This window comes from Paraniabella aurantiaca (genome assembly GCF_050309965.1).
GTDB lineage: Bacteria > Bacteroidota > Bacteroidia > Chitinophagales > Chitinophagaceae > Niabella.
The window spans coordinates 516,392-529,326 of sequence record NZ_JBLOSY010000003.1 but is presented as its reverse complement, the minus strand read 5'-3'; the positions used below and the strand labels follow the sequence as shown (position 1 = coordinate 529,326).

The following is a 12,935-nucleotide window of genomic DNA, read 5'->3' as shown; positions in this document are numbered from 1 at the left end:
TTTTATTGATTATCAGTAAATAATGCTCATTTAAATTACAATGCCCAGTAGAAGTACCGATGCGCTTTTTCAATTGATCAAATCCCTCGAAAAGTCGGAAAAGAGAAATCTGAAGCTTTTTGTGAACCGGAACTCCGGTTCAGAGAACCTGAAGAGCATCCTGCTATTTGACGCATTGGATAAAATGGTTGAATACGATGAGGTGCTTTTGCTGAAAAAAGTTCCCAGTGTAAGCAAACAGCAGCTTTCCAATACCAAAGCGCTGCTATACCGTCAGATACTGAGCAGTTTACGTGTGTTGAAGGACGACCGTAACGTGGATATGCAATTGCATGAAATGATGGATAATGCCCGGTTGCTGTACAACAAAGGGTTGTATCATCAGACCTTAAAGGTTTTGGAGCGTTTAAAGGAAGTTGCCAGAACCAATCACCAATATACTTACCTGCAACAGGGCCTGTTTTTTGAAAAAAAAATCGAAGCGCTATATATTACACGGGGACTGACCAGTCGTGCAGATGAGCTGATTGCAGAAGCAAATGAAGTAAGCCAAACCATTGACAATATCAATGATCTTTCGAATCTGAATTTGAAATTATATAGCTGGTATATCCAGAACGGGCATGCACGTAATCAGAATGATATGAAAACGGTGCAGGCGTTAATGGATCATGAGCTGGTAAAAAATACAGGTGAAAGCTTTTATGAAAAAGTGTACCTGTATCAATGTTATGTTTGGTATGCTTATATCAAACTGGATTTTTTAATGTATTACCGGTACTGCCAGAAATGGGTGGATATTTTTGAGCAGTATCCTAAAATGATCGACACAGAAACAGCTATGTACGTAAAGGGCATGCATAATTTGATGTCTGCTCATTTTAATTTACTCAATCACGAGAAGCTTGCATCCTGCATCAGGAAATTCAAGCGCTTTGCGCAAACTGAATTAGTACAGGATAACGATAATAACCGCATCGTTACTTATGTGTATCTCTATACTGCAGTAATTAACCTGCATTTCCTGGAGGGAGCTTTTCATAAAGGAATTAAGATGGTACCCTTTTTAGAAGAGATGCTGGTGAAATATGGGCGTTACCTGGATCGGCACAGGGTGATGGTGTTTTACTATAAAATAGCCTGCCTTTACTTTGGAAGCGGCGATAACAGCAAGGCAATTGATTACCTCAACCGCATCATCAATCAGAAGGATGACCTGCGAACCGATTTGCAATGCTATTCGCGTCTATTACATTTGATAGCTCATTACGAGTTAGGCAATTATAATTTGCTGGAGTATCTTATTAAGTCGGTATACCGCTATATGGCCAAGATGGAAAATTTAAGTAAGGTAGAGGAAGAGATGTTCAGCTTTTTGCGCAGGGCATTTAAGTTTAATGAAAAAACGATCAAAGCTGAGTTTGAAAAACTGTTAAATAAGCTGAAAAAGTACCAGCACAACCGATTGGAAGCAAGAGCTTTTGCGTACCTGGATGTAATTAGCTGGCTGGAAAGTAAGATTTCGGGTATACATGTAGAAGATGTGATCCGCAAAAAATATTTAAGGGAACGAATGCAAAAAGTATAAATTGGGCTATATTTGTTGCTCATGAAATGTTCTGTTTCAAATACATCCTTTCGATGGTGGCGTTAACGCTACTGATTTGCTATGCCATTACAGGCATTTTGTTTTCTTATCTTTACATCCCTTATTAAATAAATTGAATTAATGCAGGCAACTTATAAAGAGCCCGATGAGTTGGGTTATTACGGCGAATTCGGCGGTGCTTATATTCCCGAAATGCTATACCCTAACGTAGAGGAACTACGTTCTAATTATCTGAAAATTATTAACAGCGAATCTTTTCAAAAGGAATACAGGTTTTTGCTAAAGGATTATGCCGGTCGTGAAACACCCTTGTATTATGCATCTCGTTTGTCGGGTAAATACAATACCAATATTTATCTGAAGCGGGAAGATTTATGCCATACCGGTGCACACAAGGTGAATAATACCATTGGGCAAATATTAGTGGCAGAACGGTTAGGTAAAAAAAGAATTATTGCTGAAACCGGTGCCGGCCAGCATGGTGTAGCTACTGCAACTGTTTGCGCGTTAAAAGGTTTACAGTGTATTGTATATATGGGGGAAAAGGATATTGAACGCCAGGCACCCAATGTAGCGCGCATGAAGATGCTGGGTGCTACAGTAGTACCGGCAACCAGCGGCAGCAAAACCCTTAAAGATGCTACCAATGAAGCTATCCGTGATTGGATCAATCACCCCCAGGATACTTTTTATATTATAGGCAGCGTGGTAGGTCCGCACCCTTATCCTGATATGGTAGCACGTTTTCAAAGTGTGATCAGTAAAGAAATACGCGCACAGTTAAAAGAAAAAATAGGTACAGAGTTGCCCAAAGCAGTGATAGCCTGTGTAGGTGGAGGAAGCAACGCTGCGGGAACTTTCTATCATTTCCTGGACGAACCGTCAGTAGATATTATCGCGGTAGAAGCCGCAGGTTGTGGTGTTCAATCGGGTATGAGCGCAGCTACCACACAGCTGGGTAAGCCTGGTATTTTACATGGCAGCAAAAGTTATGTAATGCAAACTGCAGACGGGCAGGTAGTAGAGCCACACAGTATTTCCGCCGGGTTGGATTATCCGGGAATTGGTCCTATTCACGCTAATTTATTTGCTACCGGGCGCGGACAATTTTTGTCTGCAACGGATAAAGAAGCGTTGGATGCCTCTTTCGAACTGGCGAAACTGGAAGGGATCATTCCTGCGTTGGAAAGCGCTCATGCGTTGGCGGCTTTAAAACAACTGAAGTTTGAAAAAGATGACAATGTAGTGATTTGTTTGAGCGGCCGGGGTGATAAGGATATGGAAACCTACATGCAGGAATTAAATAAAAAATAAAAGACTCAACTATCAAGTATCCAAATAATGAGCAGACTAAGTGAAGCATTTCAATCGGGGAAGAAAATTTTAAACATATATTGTACGGCAGGCTATCCTAAACTGGATAGTACATTGACAGTGATGAAAGCGCTGCAGGACAGCGGGGCTGATATTATAGAGTTAGGAATGCCCTACAGCGATCCTTTGGCCGATGGCGAGACCATTCAAAAAAGCAGCGCTGTTGCTTTGGCCAATGGAATGACCATGCATGTGTTGTTTGAGCAATTGGCCGGTATGCGCGAGGAAATTAATATCCCGGTTGTTTTGATGGGTTATATGAACCCGGTATTGCAATATGGCTTTGAACAATTTTGTGCCGACGCCGCAAAGGTGGGTGTCGATGGTTTGATTCTTCCTGATTTACCGCAACATGAATTTGAAAAAACATACAAGGCGATCATCGAAAAATACAATCTTAATTTTATTTTCCTGGTTACGCCTGAAACATCCGAGGAGCGTATTAAAAAGTTAGATGAGTTGAGCAGTGGTTTCCTTTACGCGGTTTCTTCTTCTTCGACAACCGGTGGTGAAAAGGATTTTAAGACCGTGGAACTGTACCTGAAAAGACTCCAGGGCTACGGATTGAAGAATCCTATATTAGTAGGTTTTGGTATTAAAGACAAGAAGACATTCAATGGTGCCTGTAAATATGCGCAAGGAGCCATTATTGGTTCAGCGTACATCAAGATCATACAGCATGCCCAGTCACCGGAAGCCATTACACGCAGTTTTGTACAAAGTATTCTTAATTAACAAATAGATGATGAGGGCGCCCATTATTTTTGCAACCTGCAACAAATTTTGATCATCTGTGTTAAGTTCAGAGTACCTGGCCGAGGCAGATACATATTTAATCCGTAAAGTTTATAAATGAAATTAGTTTTATCAGCAGTCCTTACGTTTTTATTGCCGGCCTGGGTAATGGCTCAAAAGCTTACGCTTAATGGCACGATAGCCGGTTTGGCAGATAATAGCACCGTAGTGTTAACCGATCTTGAAAACCCGGGTACCCCTCTTGCTGAAGGAAAGTCTACAGCAGGAAAGTTTACGCTTTCAACACAACTCGAAGCGCCGTCCTTGCTGGGATTGGGAGTAGGTGATAGTATTAAAACCGCTGTTTTCCTGGGTAATGAAACGGTTAGCGTTACCGGAGCCGTAACTCAGAAGGTGGATGACTGGAAATTTTCAGGTTCAGCTATACAAAGCAGCTTTACTGAGTTTCAGAATACTTTTGTACCGAAGTTCGGCAAGCTAAGCGCATTGATACAACAGTTACAGTCTGGTGATGGAAGTGATGCGGTAAGAACAGGTTTGGACAGTGCTACTAATGACATTCAGACTTCGTTAGACAATTTTATTGCGAAAAATCCTGCTTCTCCGGTAAGTACTTTGGCTATTTTATCAACCATCAATTTAACAGAAGATGTGGCTGTACTGGAAAAAAGGTTGAATAGTTTAAAACCAGCTGCATTAAGTAATGTTTTTGGCGGACAGTTGAAACAGGCTGTTGTGAATGCAAAGTTCAATTCGGTAGGAAGCATTGCTTTAGATTTTTCGCAGGCTGATACAACGGGTAAGCAGGTAACACTTTCTCAATTTAAGGGCAAATATGTTTTGGTGGATTTTTGGGCCAGCTGGTGCGGTCCGTGCCGGAAAGAAAACCATTTTTTGGTGAAGACATTTAATAAATACAAAGACAAAAACTTCACGGTGCTGGGCGTTTCTTTAGACGAAGAAAAAGAGGAGTGGTTGAAAGCTATTGCTAAAGATGAATTAAAATGGACACAAGTGAGTGATTTAAAAGGCTGGGAAAATGAAGTAGCCCAAAAGTATAAGATTACCTCTATTCCCCGCAATTTACTGGTTGGTCCTGATGGGAAAATTATTGCAAAGGATTTACGTGGAGATGATCTGGATGCGAAACTGGAAGAGATTTTAGGTAAATAACAGTCGGTTAACGATAAATCAAAAAGACAGCCCGCAATTTTAAACTGCGGGCTGTCTTTTTGATATTGACTAATCAATCGGTATCGTTAAAGCCTTGGGCAAATTACCGATGATGGTTAAGCTCTGTCTCTTTTACCATACCACTTTTTCTTATGTTTATTTTCAGTGGCTGTCTGCGGTCTTTGTGGCTTCCCTGGATGGCTGTTGTTGGTTCCTTTAAAACCGTTCTTGTTTTCCATGCTGCGTTTCTGACGTGGCGGGCGTTCTGCTTTTTTAGGAATTTCAAAAACTTCCATAGGATAGGGGTGATCAGTAATAACCGGGATTTGTTGCCGGGTTAACTTTTCAATATCCTTTAAAAATGCTTTTTCTTCATAATCACTAAACGATATAGCCTGCCCGTCTTTACCGGCTCTTCCGGTACGGCCAATACGGTGAACATAAGTTTCTGAAACATTGGGTAGGTCATAATTAATAACCAGCTCCATACCTTCCACATCGATGCCCCGGGCTGCAATATCAGTGGCTACCAGCACTCTTATATCCTTACTCTTGAAATTGCTAAGTGCCCGTTGACGGTTATTCTGACTTTTATTACCATGAATGGCGTCCGATTTAATTCCGTATTTACTAACATGGCGAACAATTTTATCGCAGCCGTGCTTGGTTCTGCTAAATACCAGCACTGTTTCTGCGGCGGAGCTGTTAAGTATATCTACCAGCAAATCATTTTTATTGCCTCTGTCAACAAAATACACCGATTGAGATATTTTTTCAACAGTAGAAGAAACAGGTGTTACTTCCACTTTTACCGGGTTTCTTAAAATAGCGTTTGCCAGGGTTAAGATCTCGGGCGCCATGGTAGCTGAAAAAAACAGGTTCTGGCGGTTAGACGGTAATAGTTTCAGTACTCTGTTTACATCGTGAACAAATCCCATATCCAGCATGCGATCGGCTTCATCCAGCACAAAGAAGTCTATATGGTCAAGCCTTATAAATCCCTGGCTGATGAGGTCTAATAAACGCCCGGGTGTAGCAACCAGTATATCTATACCGGCAGCCAATGCGGTTGTTTGTTTGTTTTGATTTACACCTCCAAAAATGACAGCGTTTCTTAAATGCAGGTGCCGTCCATAAGCATCCAGGCTGTCGCCTATCTGGATCGCCAGTTCACGTGTGGGAGTAAGGATCAACGATTTGATGTATCGTCTGCCTTTTTCCTGTTGCCGTTTAGAAAGTATCTGTAATATAGGAATTGAAAAAGCAGCTGTTTTCCCGGTTCCGGTTTGTGCGCACCCTAACACGTCGCGACCTTCAAGTAATAACGGAATAGCCTGTGTTTGAATGGGAGTAGCAGTTGTATAACCTTCTTCTTCAATTGCCTGTAAAATAGGGGCAATTATATTTAGTTCTTTAAAATTCATCTTGTTGTGTACCTGACCAGCCTGTAAATTATGGGGTGGGATAGGATTTGTTATTAGTTGGATTGTGGATCGAAATCCCGCAAAGATACTGTTTTATATGCGTATAATACGTTTGAAGTCGCAACGATTCCCAGGCCGCGGTTTAAACCGTGGCCTGGGAATCATTCCAGATCATAACTTTACTCATCAGCCCTTGTGTCGAGTCCATAGAGTTTCAAGAGCTCGTTATACTCGTTATCAAAGGTTTTCTTTTGATGATGAACTTTTTGATTTTGGATGTACTTAAAAACCTTGTCCAGGATTGACTCTGAAACAGAGTAGGCAGCATAACCTGTTTGCGAGGCAAATTTTTCATTAATCAGATCGTTCCGATTGATATAATGAGAGCTACCTCCTTTAACCTGTTTGATAACGTCAGCTATTGACTTTTCACGATTAAGCATAAACAGGCAATGAATATGATCGGGCATACCATTGATGATTTTTACAAAGCAGCTAATTCTCTCAACTGTTCACCCAAATAATCATGTAAAAGTGGTTCGATTTTAGGTTTGATTAATAAGGCACGTTCTTTAGTACTCCATATAGCGTGTACCCAGATTTTGGAAAATGAGTGTGACATGATTCATAAGTTTAAGCGTGTAATTAAGGTAACTAATAATTGTATAGAAACAATTTCGATAATTTCCCCAGGCCGCGGTTTAAACCGTGGCCTGGGGAAATCTAACCGGTATATCTTTTTTACAACTTCCCGTATTCAAACACAATGTTGCAGAATATTTTTACGCCGTTTTGCAACAGCGCATCTGAAACAATAAAATCCGGTGTATGATGGGGTGGGGCTTTGGCCGGATCGTTCCCTTTGGGCATACCTCCATAATATAAAAATACTGCTGGCGCTTTCGTTCCATAGTAAGCGAAGTCTTCTGCACCAGTAACCCATTTGGTTTCCTGTACATTTTCTTTACCTACTGCTTTTTCCAAAACGGGTACGATCTTCCGGGTCAGGTCGATATTGTTATAAGTAACGGGCGTGTTTTTATTAATACTCACTTCAACAGTAGCATTATTAGCGGCTGCTACATTTTCTGCAATATGTTTCAATCGCCTGTGAATGTCTTCCTGCATAGCTGTATCAAATGTTCGTATGGTGCCGGCCATCTCCAGCTCTTCCGGGATGATATTGTTGCGTACTCCTGAGTTGATCTTACCTACCGTGAGCACTACCGGGGCCTTGGTAATATCCTGTTGGCGACTTACAATTTGTTGAAGACTATTAATGATCTGGGCTCCCGTAGCAATAGGATCTACACTTGACCAGGGTTGTGCTCCATGACTTTGCTTACCTTTTACTTTAATGGTGAACCAATCACTGGCAGCCATAAATGGTCCCGGTTTATAAAACACTTTTCCTTCTTCTATCCAGCTTTCAATATGCAGGCCGAATACTGCGTCTACTTTAGGATTATCCATTACTCCTTCTTTAACCATCAACTCTGCGCCACCTTCTTCACCAGGAGGAGGGCCTTCTTCAGCAGGCTGAAAGATAAATTTAACAGTGCCCGGGATATCTTTTTTCATAGATGCCAGAACTTCTGCAGTGCCCATTAATATCGCAACATGCGCATCATGGCCGCAGGCGTGCATTACGGCCACTTCTTTTCCCAGGTATTCTCCTTTCGCTATTGATTTATAGGGTAACTCATTTCTTTCCAAAACCGGCAGGGCATCCATATCTGCTCTCAATGCAATGACAGGCCCGGGTTTACCACCTTTGAGTATGCCTACTACTCCCGTTTTAGCCAATGTATCGGTTTCGATGCCGAGCTTTTTTAGATGGGCTAATACATATTGCTGTGTTTTGAATTCCCGGTTGCTTAGTTCGGGGTTTTGATGGATATGTCTTCGCCATTCTACCAGCCTCGGTTGTACGGCCTGCGCTTTGGTAGCTATTGACTGTGTATGATTTTGCCCGATGGTTACTATAGTAAAAAAGAAAAGGGTAACGGAAAATATAGTTTTTCTCATTGCCCTAAGTTAATTTAAAATTATTGGTTTATTGCACAGTTTCCAGTCCCCAGTTATTTCCTTTATCTACAGCGGGCACACCTTCTATCAGCCATTTGGCTGGCTTGTCGCCTTTAAGCAGCCAGTCAAAAAACTGTTGCTCCCTGATTTGTATATCCTTTCTGTTCTTTCTCTGAACCAGGTTGTGTTCTTCACCATTATAATTCAGCATCCAAACCTGTTTACCCAAACGGCGCAAACCTGTAAATAATTCAATGCCCTGGTACCAGGGTACTGCGCCATCATTATCATTAGCCATGATCACCATAGGAGTATTTACTTTGGGAAGATGGAATAGCGGAGAGTTCTCTATATACAATTCTGGTTTTTCCCAGAGTGTAGCGCCAATGCGGCTTTGCGTTTTTTCATATTGAAATTGCCGGTTCATTCCTGTTTGCCAGCGTATACCACCATAAGCGCTGGTCATATTGGCTACAGGTGCACCCGACCAGGCTGCGGCAAACATATCTGTCATGGTTACTAACTGCGCTACTTGTATACCGCCCCAGCTTTGGCCTTGTATGCCCATATGTTTGCTATCTACCCAGCTGTTCTTGGCCAGCGCCTGTGCGCCGCTTACGATATAATCATAAGCGCTTTTGGCAGGATAGCCAATGGTATAAGATATGTCGGGTGTCATAACTATATAGCCACGACTTACAAAGAAAGAAATATTCAGCCGGCTGGGAGTAGGGGCCGGCGGAACATATTTATACAGGTTGTCAGAAAGCTTTTCGTAGAAGTATAATATTACCGGGTATTTTTTAGTGCTGTCAAAGTTCTCAGGTTTGTAAAGAATACCTGTGGCGGGTTTACCCGTGAAAGTTTTCCATTGGTATAGTGCCGCTGTACCCCAATTATAATTGCTTTGCTGAGGGTTAATGCCGGATAATTTTTTCTCGTTGCCAGCCTGTAGCAGGTATAAATCGGGTGATTGCGTATAGCTTTCTTTTGTATACGTATAAACAGCAGCATTTTTTGCCTTACTCACCTGGCCTGTATAGAATGGCTGTATGGTTTGTAAGGAAGTTGCTAGCTTATTGTTTTCAAGAATCGCCAGTCCGCTTTGTTTACTGGTGTTGTCAAAAACACTCAGTACATTTTTGTTAGCCGCTTTTATAAAGTCTTCTTCTTCGTCGGTTTGAATATACCTGTAAGTGATTTTGTTTTTTCTTCCGTTAACCGTAAGGTTTACCGGTGCCCTTCTTCCCGCAGGGTCAACTGCCCATATATCGTAACGATCATAGATCAGTATTTTAGAGTCCCCATCCTGCCATCCCATTACACCATAAGGTGAGGGTGCATCCGGCACATCGTTCTCTTCATCATACAGGGGCACTTTAATACCGGCCGTAACGTTAAGTGTAGTACTACCATCAAATACGTGATAATGCCGTGTAGTGTTATCATACCAAAGGACGTATTTACCGGAAGGAGATATCCATGAAGCCCTGATATCACCATCAAGATTGAGGATAACCGGAATATATTGGTTGTTCGCCACATCTACTTTATAAATATCCTTCCTGGTATTGCCGGCCCATTGAGAGGCAATGCGCCTGCCTGTATCCGTAATGGCGACATAATATCTTGCATCTGCCAGCGATCCTTCGTAGACAGCCGGAAGATTATCGCTGGCAACCGGCATCATTCGCTGTAGTTTAAAATCGTAAACAGCAACATAGCTTCTTTCCCGTTCTTTTTTTTGATTCTGCAATTGATAGGGTTGCAGATAATCATCTTTATAATTCCAGATATCGACATTTACCTTATCAATGTCCACCAGGCTGGTGTCTCTTGGGGGCCTTGCAGGACCAGTCGCAAACTGCAATCGTTCGCCCGATCTGCTAAAGCTCACTTTGCCATATTCACTGATGCGCTCACCGCGGCGGAAATGAGGCGTCAATGTATCAACTAGAACCCGGGCGCTATCCATACCCTGTTTAAAATGCCATAGTGTGTAATACTTAATTAATGATTTGGCTTTTGCACCTCTTTGCGCTACAAATGCAGCCTGGCTGCCATCGTCAGAGAGGGCAAGGCTTTTAAAATCATTGCCACCCCTTAATAAAGTGTCTGTTTTCTTTGTTAACAGGTGATAGAGAATGATACGCGAAGTTCTGGCGGTATCCTTCAGGTCAAGGGTTTGCTCCAGCAATAATTCAGTTCCCTTTTTGTTGAAGATATACTCGCTGACATTTTTGAATGTTAGCGATGTGCCGGTAGCAGTATTAAAAAGCAGGAGTTTGTTATTCCTTCCAGGGTCGGTTATACTATCCTTTCCTTCACCTTTTGCAGGCGCCAGTGTTCCGATTACGTATTGGAGGGAATCAATAATTTGTTTAAGGCTGTCTTTGGTTTTATCAGATTGATATTTTGGTTTGACGGCCGGTTCATTTCTAAAAAGCCCGGCGACCCATATATTAGGGTCTTTAGGAGTTTTAAGAGAAATCAGGTTAGGATACTTTTCAATTGTACGGGTAGCTAATGTCATCAAAGCAAAGCTGTCACGCGGCATCTCATCTGCTTTCTTTTTCTTGATTTTCGCATTGCGGGTATCTTTAAACAATGGCTTTATTTTAAATGCCAATGTCGCATTGTCGCTGGTAAAGACAGGTTCATATCCCCTGGGAATAACGGTTTTACTATTGTTAACTGTAGATTGGACCACCAGCTCATCATCACCCTCCTGAACGGTAATGGTGTAAGCAATCCACTGTCCGTTATTACTTATGATTGTTTTGCCAATCGATTGCCAGCTATCGTAAACGGAATGGTCAAGCGGCTTCTTTTGTCCAATACAGATAATGACTTCTGACAGCATTGCCAGCAGCAAAATCAATTTCTTCATTAGCTTTATTTTGGACTAAAATATCATTTATTTTTTGAAGTGGTAACGTTCTCCCAATGAATCAAAATGATCTCCCCAATTTTTAATGTAAAAAGCTCGCACTAACTAGCGGTATAATAAAAAAGAAGGCTCCAAACGAAGCCTTCTTTTCAGTTGTATTGTAGCCGCTACCACTTATTTCCATCCGCCTCCCAGTGAGCGATATAAATCTACCGCAGCACTAAGCTGTAAGCGGTGAATATTGGCCAGGTTAAGCTCTGCCTGTAATACGTTAGCCTGTGCTGATAATACTTCCAAATAGCTGGCCATACCACTTTTGAATAAAAGGCGTGCATTTTTAATAGCATGCTTTAGCGTATCCGATTGAGCTGTTGCTATCTGTTTTTGAGCTTTTAGTTTTTCAGTTGAAACGAGTGCGTCCGATACTTCACCTATAGCGCCTAAAACCGACTGCCTGAATTCGAGAACAGATTGCTCTCTTTGGATTTTGGCTATCTCAAGTTGTGTTTTTAATTGGCGTTGCTGAAACACGGGTTGTGTAACACTGCCTAATACAGTACCGAACAATGAAGCAGGTATATTGAACCAGTTATTGGCCAGGTAAGAGCTTAAGCCACCTTGCGCACTAATGGATAAGCTGGGGTACATATTTGCCTGGGCAATGCCGGCTTTTGCGTTAGCTGCCACCAGCTCTAATTCTTTAGCTCGTACATCGGGCCTACGGCTTAGTATGGCCGATGGAATACCCGGCGAGAGCCATTCGGGTATATTGGCCTGGAAAAGCCCTTTGCTGCGATCTACAGGAGCCGGAAGGCTGCCTGTTAAGATACTGAGTGCGTTTTCCTGTATGGCAATGTTCTGCTCCAGTTGAGGAATCAGCAGTTGTGTGAGTTGCTTTTGCGCTTCTACCTGCTGTACAGCTAGTGTTGTTACCTCGCCTGCATTGCGTTGTAGCCTGGTAAAAGAGAGTGTGCTGTCAACAAGCAAAAGATTTCTCTTTGCTACATCCAGCTGCTCATCCAGCATCAGCAGGTTATAATATCCCTGTGCAATATTGGCCACTACCTGGGTTTGCACTGCTTTTGAAGCTTCGTAGGTCTGCAGGTAATTAGCCATGGTTGTTTCCTGCTGACGACGGATCTTGCCCCATATATCGGCCTCCCAGGAAAGGTTGAACGCTGCATTGAAATCCTCTACATGCTGTTGGCCAATAAAACTACCAATGCTTAAACCATTTAAGCTGTTGTTGGATGGGTTGGTCGTTTGGGCTGTCACGCTGAAGCTTACCTGCGGTAACTGCAGCAGCTTTGCCTGCTTTAAGGTTTGAACAGATGCTGATACACGCTTTAAAGCGACCTGCAGATCATAGTTGTAGCTGATACCTTTGTTAACAAGCGATTGCAGGGTAGGGTCGGTAAAAAACGATTTCCATTCTACATCAGCAATGCTACTGGTGTCGGCGGTAGCCACGGCGCGAAATTCCTGTGGAAGGTTCAACTCCGGGCGTTTATAATTCTGACCTACTTTACAGGAGGATGCTATGAGGAGCGTTATAAACATGGGCGTTAAGTAATATAGCCTGCCTTTATTTTTCATTTTAAAAAAGTTCATTTATTATCCATTTATGGTTTACAGTAATGCCTCGTTTGGTTTTGACGAACGGAAGCATTGTTACTATTTT

General features: G+C 42.2%; 10 protein-coding genes. 4 read left to right on the top strand and 6 right to left on the bottom strand.

Features of this window, described 5'->3' with window-relative positions; all coding sequences use genetic code 11:
- Positions 1-40: 40 nt before the first annotated feature.
- From ACLOAU_RS25575 to ACLOAU_RS25560, 4 genes are all read left to right on the top strand, one after another.
- A complete protein-coding gene (locus ACLOAU_RS25575) occupies positions 41-1,588 on the top strand; it encodes a hypothetical protein (protein WP_427864754.1) in 1,548 nt (515 codons plus the stop codon).
- A 141-nt stretch (positions 1,589-1,729) separates the two neighbouring features.
- Entirely contained in the window at positions 1,730-2,923 is a 1,194-nt protein-coding gene (gene trpB / locus ACLOAU_RS25570; protein ID WP_427864753.1) for a tryptophan synthase subunit beta, read from the top strand.
- 27 nt (positions 2,924-2,950) lie between these two features.
- Positions 2,951-3,718 (top strand): tryptophan synthase subunit alpha, encoded by a 768-nt coding sequence (trpA, locus tag ACLOAU_RS25565; RefSeq protein ID WP_427864752.1) that lies wholly within the window; start codon positions 2,951-2,953, stop codon positions 3,716-3,718.
- Between the two features lie 117 nt (positions 3,719-3,835).
- Positions 3,836-4,912, top strand: a complete 1,077-nt coding sequence (locus ACLOAU_RS25560; protein ID WP_427864751.1) for a peroxiredoxin family protein — start codon at positions 3,836-3,838, stop codon at positions 4,910-4,912.
- 116 nt (positions 4,913-5,028) lie between these two features.
- On the opposite strand, the gene ACLOAU_RS25555 is transcribed toward ACLOAU_RS25560, so the two are convergent.
- From ACLOAU_RS25555 to ACLOAU_RS25530, 6 genes are all read right to left on the bottom strand, one after another.
- Positions 5,029-6,336: a DEAD/DEAH box helicase gene (locus tag ACLOAU_RS25555; protein WP_427864750.1), complete on the bottom strand. Its 1,308-nt coding sequence runs from the start codon at positions 6,334-6,336 to the stop codon at positions 5,029-5,031.
- A 179-nt stretch (positions 6,337-6,515) separates the two neighbouring features.
- Complete coding sequence (locus ACLOAU_RS25550) at positions 6,516-6,806, bottom strand: transposase (protein WP_427864749.1); 291 nt, start codon at positions 6,804-6,806, stop codon at positions 6,516-6,518.
- Between the two features lie 14 nt (positions 6,807-6,820).
- Entirely contained in the window at positions 6,821-6,958 is a 138-nt protein-coding gene (locus ACLOAU_RS25545) for a hypothetical protein (RefSeq protein ID WP_427864748.1), read from the bottom strand.
- Between the two features lie 119 nt (positions 6,959-7,077).
- Positions 7,078-8,364 (bottom strand): amidohydrolase, encoded by a 1,287-nt coding sequence (locus tag ACLOAU_RS25540; RefSeq protein ID WP_427864747.1) that lies wholly within the window; start codon positions 8,362-8,364, stop codon positions 7,078-7,080.
- A 28-nt stretch (positions 8,365-8,392) separates the two neighbouring features.
- Positions 8,393-11,254: a S9 family peptidase gene (locus ACLOAU_RS25535; protein WP_427864746.1), complete on the bottom strand. Its 2,862-nt coding sequence runs from the start codon at positions 11,252-11,254 to the stop codon at positions 8,393-8,395.
- Between the two features lie 174 nt (positions 11,255-11,428).
- Positions 11,429-12,865, bottom strand: a complete 1,437-nt coding sequence (locus ACLOAU_RS25530) for an efflux transporter outer membrane subunit (protein ID WP_427864745.1) — start codon at positions 12,863-12,865, stop codon at positions 11,429-11,431.
- Between the last annotated feature and the right edge of the window lie 70 nt (positions 12,866-12,935).